Source organism: Xanthobacter sp. DMC47 (assembly GCF_056313845.1).
On the sequence record NZ_JBQUZM010000001.1, the window covers coordinates 1779405 to 1801848 of the forward strand.

Here is a 22444-nt window from a genome sequence, read left to right on the forward strand (position 1 = left end):
CTTCTCCTTACTTGGCGGCGGTGTTGGCGGCACCGGCCGGCGCACCGGCAGCGGGCTGGGCTCCGGCCGCCTGCGGGGTCACGGTCACGCCGGGCCGCACCCGCATCAGGCCGTTGACCACCACCTTGTCGTCCGGCGAAAGGCCCTCGCGGATCACCCGCATGTCGCCCTGCAGCGGGCCGAGGGTGACGAACTTCTGGGAGACCTTGTTCTCGGGGCCGACCACGTAGACGAACTTCTTCACCTGCTCGGTGCCGATGGCGACATCCGGCACCACCAGCGCCTGGTAGGGATCGGAAGACTGGAGCCGCAGGCGCGCGAACATGCCGGGGCGGAACAGGCCGTCCTTGTTGTCGAACACCGCGCGGCCGCGGATCGTGCCGGTCTCGCGGTCGACGACGTTGTTCAGGAAGTCGAGCTTGCCCTTGTGGACGAAGTCCTTGTCGTCGATGAGCCGGAGCGTCACCGGCTCGCCCTTGAAGTCCGTGCCGCCCTTGCGGCGGGTGAGGCGCAGCAGCGAGGCTTCGTCGATGGTGAACTCGAAGCGGATCGGGTCGGTGGAGACGATCACGGCGAGCAGCGTGGGCGTAGCGCCCGTGCCGCCAGTGACATAGTTGCCGACCGACACCCGCCGGTCGCCGATCTGGCCCGACACCGGCGCCTTCACCTCGGTGAAGCCGAGGTCGAGCTGGGCGGAGCGCACCTGCGCCTCCTGCGACTGCACGATGGCGGCGGCGGTGCGCTCGGCCTGGGTGCGCTGGTCGAAGGTCTGCTTGGAGATGGCGTTGGAGGTCCTGTCCTCCAGCAGCGTGCGGGCGCGCTCAAGGTCCGCCTTGGTGAAGTCGAGGTTGGCCTTGGCCTGGGCGAGGTTCGCCTGGGCCTGATCCACCGCGATCTTGAACGGGCGCTGGTCGATGGTGAAGAGGACGTCGCCCTCCTTCACCAGCTGGCCGTCGGTGAAATGGATCTTGTCCAGATAGCCGGAAACGCGGGCGCGCAGGTTCACTTCATCGATGGCGATGAAGCGGCCGACATATTCGTCGGTATCGGTGACCGACGCAGGCGTGGGAGATGCCACGGTCACCTGGGGCGGCGGAGGCGCACCCTGCTGCTGCGCCGCAGGCTGGCCGCAGCCGGCAAGCGCCAGCGCGAGAGCCAGGACGGGAAGGGCCGCAGCGGCAGAAGTGAAATGGCTGGGGACCGAAAGACGCGGGGCAGGCGACATGGGCATCCGGCTCCTGGACGGACGGGTGTCCGCGCATAATTATTTCGGAGAAGGTTCGGCACCTCCCGCAACCGATGAGCCGAGACCGGAAAATCGTCGGATCGATAGCACAGCGGGCGTGCGATGCAAAAGGGCAGATTTCCCGTCTGCGGACTTTCATACCGGCCCGCCATGCGGCGGCTCAGCCGGCGCGCGGTGCCCGGCGGCCGATCACACCCGCGATGAACCCGCGGCCGAGAAGCAGCCACAGCCCCGCAAGATAGGCGGCGCCGCCCCCCGTCACCACCAGCGCAAGCATGACTTCCTCGCGCGCCCACATGCCGACAGGCAGCGCCGCCGATGCCGCCGACTGAACCCCAACCAGCGCCGCACCCACCACGACCAACAGCGCCGCGAGGCGCACCAGGTGCCCGCCGAGCGCCGCATCGCCCACGGGATAACCCCGGCGGACGGCGAACAGCACGAGCAAGCCCACATTGATCCAGCCGCCCACTGCTGTGGCGAAGGCGAGGCCCACCTGGGCGAGGCTGCCCATGAGCGCGAACTTGAGCGCCACGTTGAGCGCCACCGCGCTGAGCGAGGCGATCATGGGCGTCTTGGTGTCGCCCCGCGCGTGGAACGGGGCGATGAAGGCGCGCACCACCACGAAGGCGAGGAGGCCGACGCCATAGGCTCTGAGCGTCGCCGCGGCATCCGCCGCATCCGCGACCGTGAAGGCGCCGCGGGCGAACAGCGCCCGCATGGTCAGGTCCGGCACGAGAAGGGCAGCGGCAACGAACGGGATGGCGAGCAGCGCCGCCAGCTCGATGGAGCGCGCCTGGGCGTGGGCCGCACCCGCATCGTCCTTGGCGGCGAGGCGCCGGGACATCTCCGGCAACAGCACGGTACCGACCGCGATGCCGACCACGCCGATGGGCAGCTGGTTGATGCGGTCCGCATAATAGAGCGCCGAGAGCGCACCCACCGGCAGGAAGGTGGCGATGATGGTGTCGGCGAAGAGGGCGATCTGCACCCCGGCCGAGCCAATGATGGCCGGCCCCAGCGCCTTGAGGAACTGCCGCGTGCCGGGATCGAGCTTCGGCCGCGCGAAGCGCAGCCCGATGCCGTGCCGCTCGGCGTCGATCCCGACGACGAACAGCTGCGCCACGCCCGAAATCAGCACGCCCCAGGCCGCCGCATGGCCGGCCGTGGGGAACAGCGCTGCACCGAGCAGGGTGCTCACCATGCACACATTGAGCAGGATGGGCGCGGCGGCGGCCACGGCGAAGCGGTCGGAGGCATTGAGCGCGCCCGTCACCAGCGTCGCGATGGAGATGAGCGCCAGATAGGGAAAGGTAATGCGGGTGAGCGTGACCGCGAGGTCGAAGCGTTGGCCGTCCTCCGCGAGGCCGGGCGCCAGCAGTGAGACGAACTGCGGCGTGAAGCCCAGCGCCAGCGCCAGCAGCACCGCATGCACCAGCGTCATGGCGGTAAGGATTTCGTCGGCGAACCCCCGCGCCACCGGCACCCCGTCCTGCTCCCGGAGCCGGGCGTAGGTGGGCACGAAGGCGGCGTTGAACGCCCCTTCCGCGAAGATGGCGCGGAAATGGTTCGGCAGGCGGAAGGCGATGAGGAAGGCGTCGGCCACCGGCCCGGCGCCGAGCACCGCCGCCATCACCACGTCGCGGATGAAGCCGGCGAGGCGCGAGAGCAGCGTCAGGCCGCCGACGGAGAGGATGTTGCGGAACATGGGATGCGGGCGGCCGGCGCTCTGGCGAAAGGGTGGCCGGACCCTAATGGCCCGCGCGCGGCAAGGAAAGTCCTACACCGCAGCCGCGACGCGGCAAGAAAAGCCTCAGCCCGCCGCCACCGCCTCGCTCTCGGCGGGAAAGGTGAGCCGGTCGTAAAGTTCGGCCATGGTGAGGCTCGCCGCGATCTCCGGCAGGTCGAAGCCGCCGTCGAGCCCCTGCACCTCCTCAAGCTCCCAGCCTGCGGCTCCGCGCCGCCAGAGCAGGGCGTGGGGCACCTCCGGTTCCACGAGCAGGATGCAGGCGAGACCGGGGACAGATTTGTATTCCTCGAGCTTGCGCACGAGGTCGATGCCGCGCGTGGAGGGAGAGAGGACTTCCACGACCATGCGGGGGTCGGAAAGCTGCTGCGCACGGTCGTCGAGCTTCCCGCAACTGACACTCACGTCCGGCCGCCGCACGTTCCCGTTGGGGACGACGATGGCGAGGTCATCGGTGGACGCGCGGCAGGGCGAGCCGCGGAGCTTGGAATGGAGACTCGCGAGAATGTTGACGAGCACGAGGTCGTGCCGCTGGCTCGCGCCCGTCATCGCCCGCACGAGAGCCCCGTCCACCAGTTCGTAGCGCACGCCCTCCTCGCCGCGATAGGCGAAGAATTCGGCGATGCTCATGGGCTGGAAGGCGCGCGCGCGGTTCGACATCATGAAGCTCCCGCCCGCAGCCTAGCACGAAAGCGCCCGCCCCTCACCCGCCGAGGCGGGCCTTCAGCTTGAACGGGGCCATGCCCTCGCGAGCGAGCTCGTCGGCGCGCTCGTTCTCGGGGTGGCCAGCGTGGCCCTTCACCCAGTGCCAGCGAATCTCGTGGCGCTTCAGCGCCTCGTCGAGCCGCTCCCACAAATCCTGGTTCTTCACCGGCTTCTTGTCGGCGGTGCGCCAGCCGTTGCGCTTCCAGCCGTGCATCCACTTGGTGACGCCGTTCTTCAGATATTCGCTGTCGGTGTGCAGATCGACCGCGCACGGCTCCTTGAGCGCCTCAAGGGCCGAGATGGCGCCCATCAGTTCCATGCGGTTGTTGGTGGTCAGCCCCTCGCCGCCGCAGAGTGGTTTCTCGTGGGCGCCGAAGCGCAAAAGCGCGCCCCAGCCGCCGGGGCCGGGATTGCCGGAGCAGGCCCCGTCGGTGAAAATCTCCACGGCCTTCATGCGGCGAGACCGTAATCCTGCGCCCGCTCCACCGCCTGGTGGAAGCGCAGCTTCTTCAGATATTCAAGCGGGTCCTTGGGCCGCACCAGCGCCCCCTCCGGCACGTTCAGCCAGTCCACGAGGCGGGTCAACAGGAAGCGCAGGGCGGCGCCGCGGGCGAGGCGCGGCAGCGCCGCCTTCTCATCCTCGGAGAGGGGCCGCACGGCCTCGTATCCCGCGAGCAAGGCCCGCCCCTTGGTGACGTTGTAGGCGCCGTCCGCCTCGAAGCACCACGCGTTCAGGCAGATGGCCACGTCGTAGGCGAGGAAGTCCGTGCAGGCGAAATAGAAGTCGATGATTCCAGAGAGCTGGTCGTCGAGGAAGAAGGCATTGTCCGGGAAGAGGTCGGCATGAATGACGCCGGAGGACAGACCCTGCGGCCAGTTCGCCTCCAGCACGCCAAGCTCGGCCGCGACGGTCTCCGACAGGCCCGGCGCCACCGTATCGGCCGCCGCTCCGGCCGCCTCGAACAGCGGCCGCCAGCCGGCGACGGAGAGCGCATTGGTCCGCTTCAGCGCAAAATCCGCTCCGGCGAGATGCAGCTGGGCAAGGCCACGGCCAAGCTCGGCGCAATGGTGGGCCGTGGGCCTGCGCACCGAGACGCCGGGCAGGAAGGTGACCATGGCCGCCGGCCGCCCCGCGATTTCCGCGAGAATGGCGCCGGAGCGCGCCGCCACCGGCTCGGGACAGGAGAGCCCGCGCGCGGCGAGGTGCTGCATAAGGCCGACGAAGAAGGGCAGGTCTTCGCGCCGCACCCGCTTCTCGTAGAGGGTGAGGATGTAGCCTCCCGTCGTGGTCTGGACCAGGAAGTTGGAATTCTCCACACCCTCGGCGATGCCGTGGAAGGAAGTGAGGGTGCCGATGTCGTAGCTGGCCAGGAACGCTTCCAGCTCGGCCGGCGCCACATCCGTATAGACAGCCACGCTCTACTCCGCCGCCGCATCCGGCCGCAGCACGCGCGGCAAGGGGAAAAAGACGTCCTCTTCCGTGGAGGTCACGGTCTCCACGCTCACGTCATACCGTGTCGCGAAGGCGTCGATGATCTCCTCCACCAGCACTTCCGGGGCCGAGGCTCCAGCGGTGACGCCGAGGCTGGAAAGACCTGAGAACACCGACCAGTCGATGTCCGCCGCCCGCTGCACCAGAGCCGCGCGCGGGCATCCGGCCCGTTCCGCCGCCTCGCGCAGGCGCTGGGAATTGGACGAATTGGGCGCGCCCACCACGATCACCGCGTCCACCTTGGGCGCGATGACCTTCACGGCCTCCTGCCGGTTGGTGGTGGCGTAGCAGATGTCTTCCTTGTGCGGCTCGGAGAGCTTGGGGAAGCGCCGGCGCAGAATGGCGACCATCTCCGCCGTGTCGTCCAGCGCCAGGGTGGTCTGCGTCACATAGGCGAGATTGTCTGGGTCCGGCGGCGTCACCCGCTCGGCCTCCTCGGCCGTCTCGATCAGGGTGAAGGCGCCATCCGGCAATTGGCCGATGGTGCCCACCACCTCGGGATGGCCCTTGTGGCCGATGAGGAGGATGTGGCGGCCGCGCTTGAAATGAACCTGCGCCTCGCGATGCACCTTGGTGACCAGCGGGCAGGTGGCATCGATGGCGAAGAGGTTGCGGCCGGCGGCCGCCTCGGGCACCGACTTGGGCACGCCATGGGCGGAGAAGATGACCGGCGCGGTGGTATCCGGCACCTCGTCCAGCTCCTCGACGAAAATGGCACCCTTCCGCTTCAGGTCTTCCACCACATACTTGTTGTGCACGATCTCGTGCCGCACGTAGACGGGCGCGCCGTAGAGCTTGAGCGCCTGCTCCACGGCGTCGATGGCGCGCACGACGCCGGCGCAGAAGCCGCGCGGCGCCGCAAGGAGGACTTTCAGCGCCGGCCTTGCGGCGGGCGCTAGGGCACGGTCGGGCACGATCGGGGTGTCGGACATGGCGCGAATTGGCGGCCTCCTTGGGCCGGTGTCAAGCTTCTGGGGCGATTTCGGGGCCGACAGCGCCGTGGGAATTGCAACTTGTGCCCCGCCCGCTTATGTTGGCGGCATCCCGGACACATGCGATGCATTCCGCGGTCCGCCCCGAAAGGTGGGGTGGCCAGGCGAAGACGCATATGCCCGCCACATTCTTCTCATGACCGGCGCGTCCCACCCGACGGGCCCGATAGACCAACAAGCCGAAGAGGCCGTCATGTCGAACGTACCTTTGATGCCCAAGGCCACCGCCGTCTGGCTCGTGGACAATACGGCGCTCTCCTTCGAGCAGATCGGCGACTTCTGCAAGCTGCACCCCCTTGAGGTGAAGGGCATCGCCGACGGCGAGGTCGCGCAGGGGATCAAGGGGCTCGACCCCATCTCCACCGGTCAGCTCTCCCGCGACGAGATCACCATCGCCGAGAAGGACCCCAACCGCCGGCTGCGCCTGCTCGACCCCAAGGTGCGCCTGCCCGAGCAGAAGAAGCGCCGCGGCCCGCGCTACACCCCGGTGTCGCGCCGCCATGACCGGCCCAACGCCATCCTGTGGCTGCTGCGCAACCATGCCGAGCTGAAGGACGCCCAGATCATCCGCCTGGTGGGCACCACCAAGGCGACGATCCAGTCCATCCGCGACCGGACCCACTGGAACTCGCCCCAGCTCTCCCCCATGGACCCGGTGACGCTCGGCCTGTGCAGCCAGATTGACCTCGACCTGGAAGTCCAGCGCGCCGCCAAGGACCGCCCGGCCACCGCCGGCCATGAGGACCGTGGCGCCACCCTGCTGCCCGCCGATGTGACCACCGGCCACGAGGAGCCCGAGGAGGAGCCGCGCAAGGGGCGCGAGAGCCTCGACCTCGAAACCGTGTTCGCCAAGCTCGGCGGCTCGAAGAAGAACGAGGCCGAGGACGACGAGGACTGAGGCCTCCCGCACCGCTGGAAATGAAAATGCCCCGGCTCGGCCGGGGCATTTTTGTTTCAGGGCCGTGTGGGACGTGCCGCCCTCAATGGGCCATCAGCACCGGCACCGTCATGGTGTTCAGGATTTCGCGAGTGACGCCGCCGACGATCATCTCGCGCAGACGGGAATGATTGTAGCCGCCCATCACCACCAGGTCGGCGCCCTGGTCGGACACCTCGTTGAGGATGGCCGAGGCCACCGACTCTCCCGAGCCCACCGGAAGCTTGCGCACGGTGGCGGACAGGCCGTGGCGCGACAGATGGCGGGCCACCTCGGCGCCGGCCGTGTCTTCGTCATCGGGGTGGGTGACCACCCGGAAGATCTCCACCACCTTGGTGCGATGCAGCAGAGGCAGGGCCTCCGCCAAAGCGCGCGCGGCCGGACGGCTGCCGTCCCAGGCCACCACCGCGCGCTCGGCGGTGAACGGCTTGGTCTGCACGTAGGGCACGATGAGCACGGCGCGGCCGGACTCCATCAGCACCGTCTCGGAAATCACCTCTTCCGGGCCCGGCCGGTCGGGATCGGGCTGGGCGACGACCGTGAGGTCATAGAGCCGCGCCAGTTCGGCGAAGCTGTTGGCCGCGACGCCGAGCGAGGCGGAGAGGCTGCGCACCTCGTGCGACAGCCCAGCGGCCGCAGCAGAGGCGGAGAAGCGCGCGGCGGCCTTTTCGGCGGCGGCCTGGTTCTCCAGCACCTGGGCATCGATGAAGTCGGTGGGCAGGGCGCCCATGTAGAAGGGCGGCACGTCGATCTCATAAGCCACCGACAGGCCCGTGAGATGGGCACCGAAGCTGGCGGCAAGGCTCGCCGCATAGTCGCAGGCGACGTCCGTCTCGACCCCTTGGGCGAGATTGACCAGAATGTCGCGAATCATGTGGGAAGGCCCCCGTTCGGCCGTTTGAACGACGCGACCTTACCCTAAACTCGCCCAAAGTCTCGGGTCTTGATGTGGAGCAAATGGCTCCGGTCTCCGGGGCCGCGCGAAGGCGGCGAGAATCGACCAGATGCCGGAACACCCCTTAGAAATGACGACGCGGCCGCCCTGGGGGAAGGCGGCCGCGCCAATGGCACGATCACTTGGGGGGGATGATCGCGCTGACTGGAGAACGCGAGTTCCGCCGATCGGTTCCATCGTCCTCGAAAAATTTTTGCGCAATTCCCGCCAGCCCCGGCTAGATGCGGTCTCCATCCCCGGCGCGGGATCGACGGTAGTATCATGACACCTGACCTGAGCATCGTAATACCGCTATACAACGAAGCCGCCGGCCTGCCCGATTTCCACGATCGCGTGACGGCCATTGCCTCGGCGGAGGCGGAGCGACGCGGGATGCGGGTGGAAATCGTCTATGTGGACGATGGCAGCCGCGACGGTTCAGCCGCCGTGGCGGCGTCCCTCCCGCATGAACGGACGGACGTTCAGGTGGTGGCGCTGAGCCGCAACTATGGCAAGGAAGCTGCGCTGATGGCCGGCCACGACCATGCCCGCGGCGACGCCGTGATGTTCATGGACGGCGACGGCCAGCACCCGCCCGAGATGATCCCGACCTTCATCGGCTTGTGGAAGGACGAGGGCTGGGACGTGGCCTATGCGGTGAAGGCCGATCGCTCCGACGAGGCGACGAGCCGGCGCATCTTCGTGCGCACCTTCTACAAGCTGCTGAATTTCGGGGCCACGGCCCGCATTCCCGAGGACGCCGCCGATTTCCGCATCCTCTCCCCGCGCGCGGCTGCCGCCCTGCGGCGGATGCCCGAGCGCAACCGCTTCTTCAAGGGCCTGACGAGCTGGATCGGCTTCCGGCAGGTGGCCGTGCCCTATCGCCCGGCGCCCCGGGCCCACGGCTCCACATCGTTCAACTTCCTGCGGCTGCTCGGGCTGTCTATGGAGGCGCTCACCTCCTTCTCGCCGGCCCCGCTCCGGCTGGCCGCCCTGTTCGGCGCGGCGCTCGCGGGCCTCGCGTTGCTTTATGGCAGCTGGATCGTGGTGGAACGCCTCGTCTGGGGCATCCCCCTGCCCGGCTACCCGTCCATCGTCGTGGGCCTGATGGTGATCGGCGGCACGCAATTGCTGGTGATGGGGCTGATGGGCGAGTACATCGCCCGCATCCTCTCCGAGATCAAGGCGCGCCCGGTCTATTACGTGGCCGATCACGTCTTCAACCGCGCGCCCGAGGCAGCGCTGGACCTGCCGGCGCACGGACAGGCCCACGGACACGCCCAGGTCATCTCCCATCCGGCGGTGCTCGCCTCGCGGGGCGACCAGTGAAGCGCGTCATCCTCTGCGCCGACGACTACGCCATCTCCCCCGGCGTTTCCGAGGCCATCGCGACACTGATCGCCGACCGGCGCATCAACGCCACCTCGGTAATGACCGTCTTCGACGGCCTCGGCCCCGCCGCGCGGGCGCTGGACGATGCGGCGGCCGACACCGGCGCCAGCATCGGCCTCCACGTCACCCTCACCGGTGCCTTCGCGCCGCTGACCCCCGGCATGGCCGAGGCGTCAGGTACCCTCCCCGCCTTGCCCCGGCTTCTGCTGTCGGCCCTTTCGCGCCGGCTTGATGCCAAGGCCATTGCGGCAGAGGTGGAGGCGCAGTTCGCCGCCTTCCAGGACGCCTTTGGCCGGCCGCCGGACCATGTGGACGGCCACCAGCACGTGCATGTGCTGCCGGTGATCCGCACGGCGGTCATCGCCGCCACCGCGCGCCATGCCCCCCGCGCCTTCCTGCGGGACGTGACTCCCGCCCGCGGCGCGCTCAACGGCCTCGACATCAAGGGCCGGCTGATCGGCGCCTTCTCCGCCGGCTTCGCCCGGGATGCGGCACGCGTGGGGCTTACCACCAACCGGGGCTTCGGCGGCGCCTACGATTTCTCCGGCGACCATGATTTCGCGACGCTGCTCGGCCATTTCCTCGCCGGCGTCCCTGATGGCGGGCTGGTGATGGTGCATCCCGGCCGGGTGGACGACCCGCTCGTCGCCCGCGATCCCCTCACCCACCAGCGGGAAGTGGAATACGGCGTCCTGCGCGGACCGCGCTGGCGCGACATCCTCGACGCCGCCGATGTGAGCCTCGCGCTGCCCGATCTTGGCCCGGCGAAAGCGGCCGCCTGAACGAAAAAGGCGCCCGTGAAGGGCGCCTTTCCGAACCGACCCTGTAAAGCGGATCAGGCGAGCCCGATCTCGAACTTCGCCTCGGTCTTGGCCTTGATCTCGTCGAGGGTGACACCCGGCGCCAGTTCCTTCAGCACAAGCGTGCCGCCGCGCTTGGTGAACTCGAACACGGCGAGGTCGGTGATCACGAAGTCGGTCACGTGGGTGCCGGTGAGGGGCAGCGTGCAGCGCGTGACCAGCTTGGGCGCGCCGGACTTCTCCACGTGCTCCATGAGCACGATGACTTCCTTGGCGCCGGCCACGAGGTCCATGGCGCCGCCCATGCCCTTCACCATCTTGCCCGGGACCATCCAGTTGGCGATGTCGCCCTCTTCGGACACCTGCATGGAGCCGAGGATGGAGAGGTCCATATGCCCGCCGCGGATCATGGCGAACGAGTCGGACGAGGAGAAATAGGAGGTGTCCGGCACCTCCGTCACGGTCTGCTTGCCGGCGTTGATGAGGTCGGGGTCCTCCTCGCCCTCATAGGGGAAGGGGCCGATGCCGAGCATGCCGTTCTCGCTCTGGAAGCTCACGGTCATGCCGGGCGGCAGCGCGTTGGCGACGAGGGTGGGGATGCCGATGCCGAGGTTCACGTAGAAGCCGTCGCGGATCTGCTGGGCGGCGCGGGCCGCCATCTGCTCACGGGTCCAGGCCATCACTTCACCTCTTCGCGCTTGCGGGTGGTCACCTTCTCGATGCGCTTCTCGGCGCCGACCTCGACCACGATGCGGTCCACATAGATGCCGGGAGTGTGGATGTTCTCGGGATCGAGCTCGCCGATCTCCACCAGTTCCTCCACCTCGACGACGGTGATCTTGCCGGCGGTGGCCATCATCGGATTGAAGTTCCGCGCGGTCTTCCGGTAGACGAGGTTGCCTTCCTTGTCGGCCTTCCACGCCTTGATGATCGAGAGGTCGGCGACGAGGCCGGTCTCCAGCACATAATGCTGGCCGTTGAACTCCCGGGTCGGCTTGCCCTCGGCGATGATCGTGCCGTAGCCGGTCTTGGTGTAGAAGCCGGCGATGCCGGCGCCGCCGGCGCGGATGCGCTCGGCCAGCGTGCCCTGCGGGTTGAATTCCAGCTCCAGATCGCCGGCGAGATAGAGCTGCTCGAACAGCTTGTTCTCACCCACGTAGGACGAAATCATCTTCTTGATCTGGCCGTTGGCGAGCAGGATGCCGAGGCCGAAATCGTCCACGCCGCAATTGTTGGACACCACGGTGAGCTGCTTCGGGCCGAGATCGCGCAGCGCCGAGATCAGGTTCTCGGCAATGCCGCACAGGCCGAAGCCGCCCGCCATGATCGTCATGCCGTCCGAAACGATGCCCTCCAGGGCACTCTTTGCGTCCGGATACACCTTGTGTCGCATCACTTCCTCCTGGGCGCTCCCTGGGGCGCTGGCATCGAGATGAACTTATTGGGACATGGGGCGAAGCGGAAGCGGGTCCGCAGCGCAATCAGAGCGAAGAGACGAGGTGGCCGCCGTCGACCGCGAGCGTCGTGCCCGTCACGTAGGCGGAGGCATCGGAACTGAGGAACATCAGTGGCCCTTCCAGATCGGCCAGCGCGCCAAGCCGCCGGGTGGGAATGCGCCGCACCAGCGCCTGCCCCGCCTCGGTGGCGAAGAAGTCGCGGTTGAGGTCGGTTTCCACATAGCCCGGGCACAAGGCGTTGGCGCGAATGGAATGGCGCGCCCATTCCAGCGCCATGGACCGGGTGAGTTGCACCAGCGCCGCCTTGGACGCCGCATAGGCCGCCACCTGCCCTGCCACGCGCAGCCCGAGGATGGAGGCCACGTTGATGATGGAGCCGCCCTTTTTGGCCTCGGCCATGACCCGCGCCGCCGCCTGGGCGACGAGGAAGGAGCCCTTGAGGTTGGTGTCGATGATGCGGCCGAAATCCTCCGCCGTCTCATCCATCAGCGGCGTGGTGCCGGTGACGCCGGCATTGTTGACGAGGATGTCGAGCCCGCCGAAGGCCTCGACGGTGGCGGCAACCGCCGCGGCGGCGGAGGCGGGATCGGTCACGTCGAGCGCGACGGCGATGGCCTTGCCCCCGGAGGCGTTGATCTCGTCGGCGAGGGCAGCGCAGGCGTCGGCCCGACGCGCCGCCAGCGCGACCTTCGCGCCCGAAGCCGCCAGACGGCCGGCGAAATACGCACCAAGACCGCCGGACGCTCCCGTCACCAACGCGGAGCGCCCGTCCAGCGAGACGCGGAAATCCATGAAGTTCTTCCCGGTAACGTTTCTCTCACCTGCGCGGGGACCGTTTGCCGGTTCTTGAAAAGCGAGCGTCCGTTTTCATAGACGCGGCCGATGCCGCGGCGCAAGTGTCGCAGTGCAGAAGGAGCGCGGAGTTGGGGCCGGGCCTAGTCCCGCCAGCGATCCGCCGCCGCGTCGTCGCTGGCCTTGGCCTCGACCCAGCCGCCAGGGCGGGCGGCGTCGGCCGGCTCTTCCTTCTTCCAGAAGGGGGCGCTGGTCTTGAGCCAGTCCATCAGGAATTCGGCGGCCTCGAAGGCGGCGGCGCGGTGGGATGAGGCGGTGGCGACGAACACGATGGGATCGCCCGGCTCCAGCCGCCCATGACGATGCACCACGATGGCGCCGGTGAGCGGCCAACGGCGGCGGGCCTCGTCCACATGGCGCTCGATCTCCTCTTCGGCCATGCCGGGATAATGCTCCAGCGTGAGGGCGGCGAGACCCGCGCCCTCCGGGCCGACATCGGCGCGGCAGAGGCCGGTGAAGGTCACGATGGCGCCCACGTCCGTCCGCCCGGCCGCCAGCGCCGCGCTTTCGGCCACGGCGTCGAACGGCTCAGCCTGGATGCGGACGGCGAACATGGGCCTCAGCCCCCCGTCATGGGCGGGAAGAACGCCACTTCCCGCGCGCCGGCGATGGCGGCGTCGGGCTTCACGTGGCGACGGTCGATGGCGGCGCGCACGATGGCGGGATTGTCGAAGGCGTGGGCATGGGCCTCGTCCCGCGCGGCCAGCCAGCGGGCGAGGTCGGCGACGGTGGCAACCTCGGCGGGTGGCGCCACCTCCTCCTCGGCGAGGCCCACGCGCTCGCGCAGCCAGGCGAAATAGAGCACCTTCACCGCTCGTCCTCCACCAGATGGCGGGCACCGGCGCGGAAATAGTCGTAGCCGGTGTAGAGCGTGAGCACGGCCGAGATCCACAGGAGCGTCAGGCCCACCAGAGTCACCCCCGGCAGCACCGCCTCTCCCGCCGTGCCAGTGATGAGCACGCCCACGGCGACGAGCTGCAGAGTCGTCTTCCACTTGGCGAGACGCGAGACCGGCACGGACACCCGAAGCTCGGCCAGGAATTCGCGCAGGCCGGAGACCAGGATCTCCCGGCACAGGATCACGATGGCCGCCCACAGCGACCAGCCCCGAATGGTGCCGTCGGACGCCAGCATCAGCAGGCAGGTGGAGACCAGCAGCTTGTCGGCGATGGGATCGAGCATCCGGCCGATGGCCGATTGCTGGGACCAGGCGCGGGCGAGATAGCCGTCGAAGAAATCCGTGATGGCCGCCGCCACATAGATGAACAAGGCGACCCAGCGCAGCCACACTCCGCCGGCGAGGATGTCCGACCAGAACAGGCTCGCCGCCACCAGCGGCACCGCCACGCAGCGCGAATAGGTGAGGATGTTCGGCAGCGACAGGGCATGCCCGCGGGAACGCCGCTCGGTCGCGGGCGGGGCATCGGATCGTGTCGCTGCGTCGGACATGAGCACCACTTGAAAAAGCACGGCCGCGATGGAGCGCATCGCGCGGGCCATCACCCCTATTTAGGCCGGGCGGGCGGCAGGCGAAAGCCTTGTGGGCTTCTCATGATGATGGTCGCTCGTGGAAATAATCGTACACCGCCTTGGCCGTAGCGGCGTTGATGCCCGCCACCTGCTCCAGATCCGCCAGCGAGGCGCGCTCGATGGCCTTGAGCGTGCCGAAATGGCGCAGCAACGCGCGCTTTCGCGTCGGCCCCACTCCCGGAATGGCCTGAAGGCCGGCTTCCGTGATGTCCTTCTTCCGTCGCGCCCGGTGCGAGCCGATGGCGAAGCGGTGCGCCTCGTCGCGCAGCCGCTGGATGTAATAGAGGACCGGATCGCGCGGCTCCATGCGGAAGGGGCTGCGGCCGGGCAGGAAGAACTGCTCACGCCCCGCCTCGCGGTCGAGCCCCTTGGCGATGCCCACCAGTGGCACGTCGGTGATGCCCAGTTCCTCCAGAACCTGTCGCGCGGCGTTGAGCTGGCCGAGGCCGCCGTCGATCAGCACGAGGTCCGGCCAAGGCGAGGCGCCGGTGGCGTCGGGGAGGGCGTCGGGCTCTTCGGCATCATCCTCGGGGGGCGGTTCGGCGGGGGCGAACTCACCCCTCACCCCCTCCCTCTCCCCCGAGGGGAGAGGGGGCACGAGCGGTTCTTCGACCACTGGAGTTTCAGCCGCCAGCGTCGTGTTCTCCTCGATGCCCCCGTCCATAACCGCCGGAACTCCCTCTCCCCTCGCGGGAGAGGGCGGGGGTGAGGGGGGCGCGGTCTCGAGAACCGGAACACTCTCCCGCGGCGCCTCCTTCAGCAGGCGCGCGAAACGGCGGGTCAGCACCTCCCGCATCATGCCGAAGTCGTCGCCGGGCACGAGGTCGGCCGACTTGATGTTGAACTTGCGGTATTGCGACTTCCGGAACCCCTCCGGCCCGGCCACGATCATGCCGCCCACCGCATTGGTGCCCATGATGTGGGAATTGTCATAGACCTCGATGCGCTGCGGCGGCGCCTTGAGGCCGAAGGTAGCGGCGACACCCTCCAGCAGCTTCGCCTGCGTCGCGCTTTCGGCGAGGGTGCGAGCCAGCGCCTCCCGCGCGTTCTGCAAGGCGTGATCGACAAGGTCGCGCTTCTCGCCGCGCTGGGGCACTGCGATCTCGACCTTGTAGCCGGCCTTTTCCGACAGGGCCTGCGACAGCAGTTCCTGCTCCTCCACCTTGTGGGAGAGGAGGAGAAGGCGCGGGCAGGGCTTGTCCTCGTAGAACTGGGCGAGGAAGGCGCCCAGCACCTCGGCCTCGCTCAGGGAGCGGTCGGCGCGGGGGTAATAGGCGCGGTTGCCCCAGTTCTGGCCGGTGCGGAAGAAGAACACCTCCACGCAGGTCGCGCCCCCCTGCTGGTGGCAGGCGAACACGTCCGCCTCCTCCACCCCACGCGGATTGATGCCCTGCGACCCCTGCACGGCCGAGAGCGCGGCAAGGCGATCCCGCAGGCGGGCGGCGCGCTCGAACTCCAGTTCCTCGGCCGCCTGCTCCATCTCCTTCGCCAGCTCTTCCTTGATGGCGCGGGAGCGGCCGGAAAGGAACGCGCGGGCCTCACGCACCAGCTCGGCATAATCCTGGTGGTTCACCTCACCGGTGCAGGGGCCGGCGCAGCGCTTGATCTGGAAGAGGAGACACGGCCGCGTGCGATTCTCGTAATAGCTGTCGGAGCAGGAGCGCAGCAGGAAGGCCCGCTCCAGCGCGTTGATGGTGCGGTCCACGGCCCACACGCTGGCGAACGGGCCGTAATAGTCGCCCGGCCGATTGCGCGCGCCGCGGTGCTTGGCGATCTGCGGCGAGACGTGATCGGCGGTGATGAGGATGTAGGGGAAAGACTTGTCGTCCCGCAGCAGCACGTTGAAGCGCGGCTTCAACTGCTTGATGAGGTTGGCTTCCAGCAGCAGCGCTTCCGGCTCGGTGCGGGTGGAGACGAACTCCATCTGCGCCGTCGCTGCGATCATGCGGGCGATGCGGTTGGTGTGGCCGACCGGGCGCGTGTAGCTGAGCACGCGCTTCTTGATGCTCTTGGCCTTGCCCACATAGAGCACGGTGCCGTCCGCCGCGATCATGCGGTAGACGCCGGGCCCGCCGGGCGCGTGCTTCACCGCGCGGATGATGGCGGCGCGCCCCGTCGCGAGGCTTTCCTCGCCCGGCAGGGTTTCGTCTGCGGGCTCCATCTCGAGAAGGACGCCCTCCTCGGCCTCCTCCAGCCCCTCCCCCGTGCCGGGCGGCAAGGCTTCGCGTGACGCGTCGCCGTCAGGACGGGCAATGGCAATCTCGGGCGGATCGGTGGGCCGGCGGCGGGTCATGGGCCGTATGTAATGCGCCCGGCGCCCGGAGGGAACGGCGGAGCCGGCGGCCCGAATTCACGCCGCATCAACCATAGCTGCATCGGACCTTGAGCCACGCCGTGCGCCAGCTTCGCGCAAGGATGAAAATCCATAGTCCGTGCAACAGCATGGATGGTTAATGCGCCATCAACCATAGGCGCGAGCCGGAGCAACCGCTGAGAATTGGGCAAGTTTCCCCTGCCAGGGTGCGTCAAACGCCGGACGACAGCCGGCCCGCCCCTCGGAGGATGATCCATGCGTATCCGTCTGCTCGCTTCCGCCGCTGCATTGGCGGGCTTTGCTCTCGCCGCGCCGGCGCAGGCGGCCGACCTTGGGTATCCGGCACCCTACGTGCAGCCGGTGGCCGCCTTCACCTGGACCGGCTTCTATCTCGGCGCGAATGCCGGCTATGGCTGGGGCTCCTCGTCGTTCAGCAGCCCCAGCGGTTTTCTCGGCGGCTTCCAGGCCGGATACAATTTCCAGTTCGGTAGCCCCTTCGTGCTCGGCGTCGAGACCGATTTCGACTTCGCCGGCATGTCGGCCGGGGCTTACAGCCTCAACAATCTCGGCACCGTGCGTGCCCGCCTCGGCTATTCCTTCGACCGCGTGCTGGTCTATGGCACCGGCGGCTTCGCCTATGGCCAGGGGAGCGCGAATTTCTTCAGTCTCACCTCCTCCTCGACCCAGACCGGATGGACTTTGGGCCTCGGCGCGGAGGTAGGATTTGACCGGAACTGGTCCGCGAAGCTCGAATATCTTTATGTAGACTTGGGCAGCGCCACGTTCCCAACTGCAGTCGGCCCGGTTACTACTGGCTTGGACGCCAATATTCTTCGGGCTGGCGTGAATTATCGTTTCTAGCGGGGGACGTAACGCAAGGAAAAGAAATGCGGCAAAACATGGGAACAATCCTAAATCTGCCGCGTTTACGCGCCATTGTGTCGCGGAGATTAAGAAAAGTTAGGAAAAGGCCACATCTCTGCCCGGTTTGATTTTCCTGGTGTGGCCCGATCGCTACAGACGGCACCCGGCAGGGGCTGTAAGAAAGAACCACCCGACGGCGACCTCCTCCGGGAGGGGCCGGCGAAACCACAAAGGTAGATACTCATGTTGAAGCGTGCACTTCTGGGCGCCACCGCCCTGGTTCTCCTCGCCGGCACCGCCTCCGCGGCCGACCTGGCCACCCGCTATCCGGTGAAGGCCGCCCCGATCCCCGTGCAGGTCTTCTCCTGGACCGGTTTCTACATCGGCGGCAACGTGGGCTGGGGTTGGGCGAACAACACCTACGACTACACCCCCTTCGCCTCGCCCACCTACAGCTACAGCCCCGGCACCTCCAACGGCTTCACCGGCGGTCTGCAGCTGGGCTACAACTACCAGTTCGCCAACAACGTCGTGCTCGGCGTCGAGACCGACATCAACTGGGCCGACATCAGCACCAACAGCGTGGTGTTCGGTGGCCCCATCGGCGGCACCGTCATCGCCCAGAAGGTCGACTACTTCGGCACCATCCGCGCCCGCCTCGGCTACGCGGTTGACCGCTTCCTGCCGTACATCACCGGCGGCGCGGCCTATGCCAACACCAAGTACACCGACCCCTTCGGCTTCTCCGACAGCAACCTGAAGTGGGGCTGGACCGCCGGCGCCGGTGTCGAGTACGCCATCACCAACAACTGGACGATCAAGGCCGAGTACCTGTACCTCGGCTTCGACAACAGCAAGACCAACTACACCAACGGCGATCAGCTGTCCGTCGGCAGCAACATCCAGACCGCCCGCCTCGGTGTGAACTACAAGTTCTGATCCGAAGCACCCCCTTGCATTGGGCCCCCGGCATTGCCGGGGGCCTTTTGCTTTGGGCGGTCCATTCAGACATCCGCCCGAAGCGGCACCTTCTTCTCAGAGCCGCTTTCGTCGCGCACCGCGAATCGGTACGCGCCGTGGCTGTCCCGGGTGACCTCATAGGTGAGACGGCCGGTGATGCGGTTCTCCCTGTCGAAGGTCAGCACCTTCGGCCGCAGCGCCACGATCTCCCCTTCCGGTACGTAGACCGAATTGCAGATGATGACCTCATCGCCCGGCTGGCAGGTGCGGGCCGCCGCGCCATTGAGGACACAGCAGCGAGAGCCGCGTTCGCCCAGGATGACGTAGGTGGAGATACGGGCGCCGGAATTGCGGTTCCAGATCTCCACGAATTCCAGTGGCAGAATGCCGGCCTCTTCGCAGTGTTCGGGATCAAGCGTGATGGAGCCGTGATAATTGAGGTCGGCCCCGGTCACGGTCAGCCCGTGCAACTTGCCGGCGACGATCTTGCGCATGGCTCTGTCCCCTCCTCCCGCGATCTGGTTGCTGCGGGTGATAGGCCGCCGCGTCGCCGGAGGAAATAGGAGGCGGCCATCCGCGTCCGGTAACACGGGGATGCAATTCTTGAACGGGGCCAGGGGCCGGATTTGACCCACTGCCTCGCCTTCTCAACTATGATCGTGCTAGAGCGCGCAATCGTTGAACGGCAGAAGAGGGCTGAAATGGCTCATCCGGCAGCGCCCGCTCAGGAGCGCGCCTCGAACCGTCCGGTACGCATCGGCGTCACGGGCATCGGCATCATGGGATCGAATCACGCCCGCGTGCTGGCCGAACTCCCCGGCGCGGAACTGGTCGCGGTGGCGGATCCCGATCAGGCCCAGGCCCAGCGGGTCGCTAATTTTCTCGGCTGCAAGGCGGTGGGCGACCATCGCGATCTCCTCGCCCTCGGTCTCGACGCCGTGGTGGTGGCAGCTCCCACCCACCTGCATCACCCCATCGCCCTCGACGTGATCGCCGCCGGCTGCTCGGTGCTGGTGGAGAAGCCCGTCGCCTCCACCACCGAGGAAGGCCGCGAGATCGTGGCCGCCGCCCGCGACAAGGGCGTCACCCTCATGATCGGCCATGTGGAGCGGTTCAATCCGGCGGTGCGCGCCATCAAGGACGCCATCCGCGATGAGAACCTCCTCTCCATCGCCATTACCCGCGTCGGCCCCTTCCCGCCGCGCATGTCCAATGTCGGCGTGGTGATCGATCTCGCGGTGCACGACATCGACCTGATCCGCTGGTTCACCGGCTCGGACATCCTGGAAGTGCAGCCGCAGACCCGCGCCGCCATCGCCGAGCGGGAGGACATCGCCCTCCTCCAGTTCCGTACCGCCAACGGGGCGCTGGCGCATATCAACACCAACTGGCTGACGCCCTTCAAGGCGCGCACGGTCCACGTCGCCACCTCCAAGAAATACGTGATCGGCGATCTGCTCACCCGCCAGGTGACGGAGCATTTCGACTATCGGCCGGACGGCTCCTATTCCACCCGCCATCTGCCGGTGGCCTATGCCGAGCCGCTGCGCGCCGAGCTTGAGAACTTCCTCGCCGCCGTGCGCACGGGCCGGCCGCCGGAAGTGACCGGCGACGAGGGCGTGGCGAGCCTCGAGATCGCCATCTCGTGCCTGCCCGGCGCGCCCCCGGCACAGGCCTCCAAGCGCCGCGCGGTGGGCTGAGCCTGCCGCTGAACGCGTGCCGCGCCGGCCTCGCGCCGGCGGGCGGGTACGCGCACGCCAGATGCCCGGCCACCGGGCCTTTCAAAACGGACATGAGATGACCGCTCCCGCGACGGCCCCCATCGCCTTCATCGACCTTGCCGCCCAGCGCGCCCGCATCGGCCGGCGCGTGGATGACGCGGTGCAGGCGGTGCTCGCCTCCTGCCGCTTCATCAACGGCCCGGAAGTGACCGAGTTCGAGCAGAAGCTCGCCGCCTTCGCCGGGGCGAAATACGCCGTCTCCTGCTCCAGCGGCACGGATGCGCTGGCGCTGCTGCTCATGGCCTGGGGCGTGAAGGCGGGCGATGCCGTGTTCTGCCCGGCCTTCACCTTCTGCGCCACCGCCGAGGTGGTGCCGTGGGTGGGCGCCACCCCGGTGTTCGTGGACGTGAAGGCGGACACCTTCAACATGGACCCGGAGAGCCTGGAGCAGGCCATCCAGGTGGCCATCGAGCAGGGGCTCGACCCGCGCGTGGTGATCCCGGTGGATCTGTTCGGCCAGCCGGCGGACTATGATGCCATCCTGCCCATCGCCGAGAAGTACGGCATGAAGGTTCTGTGCGATACGGCGCAGGGCTTCGGCGGCACCTGGAACAACCGGCGCACCGGCTCCATCGGCGACGCCACCGCCACCTCCTTCTTCCCCGCCAAACCGCTCGGCGCCTATGGCGACGGCGGCGCCATCCTCACCGACAATGAGGAACTGGTGGCGATCCTCAAGAGCCTGCGCGAGCATGGCCAGGGCGTGGACAAGTACCAGAACGTGCGCATCGGCATGACCGCGCGCCTCGACACCATCCAGGCGGCGGTGCTGCTCGAAAAGCTCGCCATCTTCGAGGAAGAGATCGCGGCCCGCGAGAAGGTGGCGCGGCGCTACAACGAACTTCTCAAGGACGTGGCCGGCGTGCCGGTGGTCGATCCGCGCGCGACGTCGGTGTGGGCGCAATACACCATCAAGCTCGCCCCCGGCGTCCGCGACGGCCTCGCGGAGAAGCTGAAGGTCGAGGGCGTGCCTACCGCCGTCTATTATCGCCTGCCCATGCACCTCCAGCCGGCCTATCGCCACTACCCCTCGGCCGGCGCCATCCTGCCGGTGTGCGAGGCGCTGGCCGAGGAGGTCATCTCCCTGCCCATGCACGCCTATCTGGACGAGGCGACCCAGGACCGCATCGTGGATGCGGTGAAGCGGGCACTCAAGGGCTGAGAAGGCGGGTCACCATCAATAAGAAGGGCCGCGGGAGATGTTTCCCGCGGCCCTTGTCATTTCAGGCCAGAATGTACCGAGCTCTCCTCACTTCCCGCGCTTGAAGGTGTTCCAGGTCTTGGTGATGACCCGCTGCACCGGCGGTTCGTTGGTGGTGACGATGAAGAGGCGGTCGAAGACCTCCTTCGTCGGATAGATGGACGGGTTGTCCATGATCTCCTTGTCGATGAACTTCTGCGAGGCGAGGTTGCCGTTCGCATAGGAGATGAAGTTCGAGTTCTTGGCCGCCACCTCGGGCTTCATCATGTAGTTGATGAAGGCGAGAGCGTTGTCGATGTTCTTCGCGTCCTTCGGGATGGCGAAATTGTCGAACCACATCAGCGCGCCTTCCTTGGGCAGCACGTAGTCCACATTCACCGGCTTCTTCTTGGTCTTCTTCGCAGCTTCCTGCGCGCGCGCCTTGGCCTGGTAGACGTCACCCGACCAGCCGAGGGCGATACAGATGTCGCCACGCGCGAGGGCATTGATGTAGCCCGAGGAATCGAACTTCTTGATATAAGGCCGGATGGTCATCAGCAGAGCGCCGGCCTTGGCGATGTCGTCCGGATTCTTGGAATTGGGATCAAGGCCCAAATACTTCATCGCGGTGGGGATGACTTCCTCGGGACCGTCGAGCACGTAGACACCGCAGTCCTTCAGCTTCGCGAGGATCTCCGGCTTGAACATGATGTCCCAGGTGTTGAGCGGGATGTCGCCGAGGCGCTCCTTCACCTTGTCCACGTTGTAGCCGATGCCGGTGGTGCCCCACATGTAGTTGACCGCGTGGGCGTTGCCGGGATCGTACACGGCGAGGCGCTGCGTCACCTCGGGCCAGGCGTACTGCAGGTTCGGGATCTTGGACTTGTCGAGGGGGATGAACACGCCCGCCTTGATCTGCCGCTGCAGGAACGAGCCCGACGGCACCACCACGTCGTAGCCGGTCTTGCCCGCGAGCAGCTTCGTCTCCAGCACCTCGTTGCTGTCGAAGACGTCGTAGCGGACCTTGATACCGGTTTCCTTGGTGAAGTCTTCCAGCACGGTCGGATCGATATAGTCCGACCAGTTGAAGACGTTGACGACCTTGTCCTGGGCCGTCGCCACGCCGGTAAGGCCCAGCGTGGCCACGACCACTGCAGCTAGCGTTTGGCGAAGCATCCGCCGTTCTCCTCTTGCGCGGGGCGGGCTTATCCTGCCGTCCCCGGTGGTGGAAGGCTATTGCGTTGCGGCACACCGCTCAACA

The 22444-nt window shown here is 67.5% G+C and carries 23 protein-coding genes; 7 read left to right on the top strand and 16 right to left on the bottom strand.

What is annotated here, in order from left to right:
• Positions 1–7: 7 nt before the first annotated feature.
• The 6 genes from ACT54R_RS08225 to ispH all read right to left on the bottom strand — a co-directional run bounded on the left by ACT54R_RS08225 (position 8) and on the right by ispH (position 6122).
• A complete protein-coding gene (locus ACT54R_RS08225; RefSeq protein WP_476325257.1) occupies positions 8–1225 on the bottom strand; it encodes an efflux RND transporter periplasmic adaptor subunit in 1218 nt (405 codons plus the stop codon).
• A 181-nt stretch (positions 1226–1406) separates the two neighbouring features.
• Entirely contained in the window at positions 1407–2954 is a 1548-nt protein-coding gene (gene murJ / locus ACT54R_RS08230) for a murein biosynthesis integral membrane protein MurJ (RefSeq protein ID WP_476325259.1), read from the bottom strand.
• A 105-nt stretch (positions 2955–3059) separates the two neighbouring features.
• The gene (locus tag ACT54R_RS08235; RefSeq protein ID WP_476325261.1) at positions 3060–3653 is read right to left on the bottom strand and encodes a Uma2 family endonuclease; all 594 of its coding nucleotides are present in this window, start codon (positions 3651–3653) and stop codon (positions 3060–3062) included.
• A gap of 43 nt (positions 3654–3696) precedes the next feature.
• Positions 3697–4152, bottom strand: a complete 456-nt coding sequence (gene rnhA, locus ACT54R_RS08240) for a ribonuclease HI (RefSeq protein WP_168462290.1) — start codon at positions 4150–4152, stop codon at positions 3697–3699.
• Positions 4149–5114 carry a homoserine kinase gene (locus tag ACT54R_RS08245; protein WP_476325263.1) on the bottom strand — a complete coding sequence of 322 codons (966 nt, stop codon included), beginning with the start codon at positions 5112–5114 and terminating at the stop codon, positions 4149–4151. Before ACT54R_RS08245 ends, rnhA begins: the two co-directional genes overlap by 4 nt.
• Before the next feature lie 3 nt (positions 5115–5117).
• Positions 5118–6122 (bottom strand): 4-hydroxy-3-methylbut-2-enyl diphosphate reductase, encoded by a 1005-nt coding sequence (gene ispH, locus ACT54R_RS08250; RefSeq protein WP_476325265.1) that lies wholly within the window; start codon positions 6120–6122, stop codon positions 5118–5120.
• 253 nt (positions 6123–6375) lie between these two features.
• On the opposite strand from ispH, the gene ACT54R_RS08255 reads away from it, so the two are divergent.
• Entirely contained in the window at positions 6376–7080 is a 705-nt protein-coding gene (locus ACT54R_RS08255; protein WP_476325267.1) for a DUF1013 domain-containing protein, read from the top strand.
• Between the two features lie 82 nt (positions 7081–7162).
• Here ACT54R_RS08255 and ACT54R_RS08260 read toward each other — a convergent pair whose 3' ends face one another.
• Positions 7163–7993: a universal stress protein gene (locus tag ACT54R_RS08260; RefSeq protein WP_168462286.1), complete on the bottom strand. Its 831-nt coding sequence runs from the start codon at positions 7991–7993 to the stop codon at positions 7163–7165.
• 342 nt (positions 7994–8335) lie between these two features.
• Between ACT54R_RS08260 and ACT54R_RS08265 the strand changes: the two genes are divergently transcribed.
• Both ACT54R_RS08265 and ACT54R_RS08270 read left to right on the top strand, forming a co-directional pair.
• On the top strand, positions 8336–9382 hold the full coding sequence (locus ACT54R_RS08265; RefSeq protein ID WP_476325269.1) for a glycosyltransferase family 2 protein: 1047 nt from the start codon (positions 8336–8338) through the stop codon (positions 9380–9382).
• Positions 9379–10227: a ChbG/HpnK family deacetylase gene (locus ACT54R_RS08270; RefSeq protein ID WP_476325271.1), complete on the top strand. Its 849-nt coding sequence runs from the start codon at positions 9379–9381 to the stop codon at positions 10225–10227. The genes ACT54R_RS08265 and ACT54R_RS08270 overlap by 4 nt, the downstream gene beginning before the upstream one ends.
• 53 nt (positions 10228–10280) lie before the next feature.
• Here ACT54R_RS08270 and ACT54R_RS08275 read toward each other — a convergent pair whose 3' ends face one another.
• The 7 genes from ACT54R_RS08275 to uvrC all read right to left on the bottom strand — a co-directional run bounded on the left by ACT54R_RS08275 (position 10281) and on the right by uvrC (position 16377).
• Positions 10281–10925, bottom strand: coding sequence for a CoA transferase subunit B (locus ACT54R_RS08275; protein ID WP_476325273.1), 645 nt, complete (start codon positions 10923–10925; stop codon positions 10281–10283).
• Positions 10925–11638 carry a CoA transferase subunit A gene (locus tag ACT54R_RS08280; protein WP_476325275.1) on the bottom strand — a complete coding sequence of 238 codons (714 nt, stop codon included), beginning with the start codon at positions 11636–11638 and terminating at the stop codon, positions 10925–10927. Before ACT54R_RS08280 ends, ACT54R_RS08275 begins: the two co-directional genes overlap by 1 nt.
• An 88-nt stretch (positions 11639–11726) precedes the next feature.
• Positions 11727–12494 carry a glucose 1-dehydrogenase gene (locus tag ACT54R_RS08285; RefSeq protein WP_476325277.1) on the bottom strand — a complete coding sequence of 256 codons (768 nt, stop codon included), beginning with the start codon at positions 12492–12494 and terminating at the stop codon, positions 11727–11729.
• Positions 12495–12637: 143 nt separating this feature from the next.
• Entirely contained in the window at positions 12638–13108 is a 471-nt protein-coding gene (locus ACT54R_RS08290; protein ID WP_476325279.1) for a molybdenum cofactor biosynthesis protein MoaE, read from the bottom strand.
• Between the two features lie 5 nt (positions 13109–13113).
• Positions 13114–13365: a molybdopterin converting factor subunit 1 gene (moaD, locus tag ACT54R_RS08295; protein WP_168462280.1), complete on the bottom strand. Its 252-nt coding sequence runs from the start codon at positions 13363–13365 to the stop codon at positions 13114–13116.
• A complete protein-coding gene (gene pgsA, locus ACT54R_RS08300; protein WP_394029589.1) occupies positions 13362–14003 on the bottom strand; it encodes a CDP-diacylglycerol--glycerol-3-phosphate 3-phosphatidyltransferase in 642 nt (213 codons plus the stop codon). The genes moaD and pgsA overlap by 4 nt, the downstream gene beginning before the upstream one ends.
• Before the next feature lie 100 nt (positions 14004–14103).
• Positions 14104–16377 (bottom strand): excinuclease ABC subunit UvrC, encoded by a 2274-nt coding sequence (gene uvrC / locus ACT54R_RS08305; protein WP_476325281.1) that lies wholly within the window; start codon positions 16375–16377, stop codon positions 14104–14106.
• A gap of 276 nt (positions 16378–16653) precedes the next feature.
• Here uvrC and ACT54R_RS08310 point away from each other — a divergent pair, with 276 nt between their 5' ends.
• Together ACT54R_RS08310 and ACT54R_RS08315 are read left to right on the top strand one after the other, a co-directional pair.
• Positions 16654–17259: an outer membrane protein gene (locus tag ACT54R_RS08310; RefSeq protein ID WP_476325283.1), complete on the top strand. Its 606-nt coding sequence runs from the start codon at positions 16654–16656 to the stop codon at positions 17257–17259.
• A 246-nt stretch (positions 17260–17505) separates the two neighbouring features.
• Complete coding sequence (locus ACT54R_RS08315) at positions 17506–18201, top strand: outer membrane protein (protein WP_476325285.1); 696 nt, start codon at positions 17506–17508, stop codon at positions 18199–18201.
• A gap of 65 nt (positions 18202–18266) precedes the next feature.
• On the opposite strand, the gene panD is transcribed toward ACT54R_RS08315, so the two are convergent.
• Entirely contained in the window at positions 18267–18716 is a 450-nt protein-coding gene (gene panD, locus ACT54R_RS08320) for an aspartate 1-decarboxylase (protein ID WP_476325287.1), read from the bottom strand.
• Positions 18717–18923: 207 nt separating this feature from the next.
• Between panD and ACT54R_RS08325 the strand changes: the two genes are divergently transcribed.
• Positions 18924–19922, top strand: coding sequence for a Gfo/Idh/MocA family protein (locus tag ACT54R_RS08325; protein ID WP_168462275.1), 999 nt, complete (start codon positions 18924–18926; stop codon positions 19920–19922).
• A gap of 97 nt (positions 19923–20019) precedes the next feature.
• Positions 20020–21165 carry a DegT/DnrJ/EryC1/StrS family aminotransferase gene (locus ACT54R_RS08330; RefSeq protein WP_476325290.1) on the top strand — a complete coding sequence of 382 codons (1146 nt, stop codon included), beginning with the start codon at positions 20020–20022 and terminating at the stop codon, positions 21163–21165.
• Between the two features lie 87 nt (positions 21166–21252).
• On the opposite strand, the gene ACT54R_RS08335 is transcribed toward ACT54R_RS08330, so the two are convergent.
• Positions 21253–22359 carry a polyamine ABC transporter substrate-binding protein gene (locus ACT54R_RS08335; RefSeq protein ID WP_476325292.1) on the bottom strand — a complete coding sequence of 369 codons (1107 nt, stop codon included), beginning with the start codon at positions 22357–22359 and terminating at the stop codon, positions 21253–21255.
• Positions 22360–22444 lie beyond the last annotated feature (85 nt).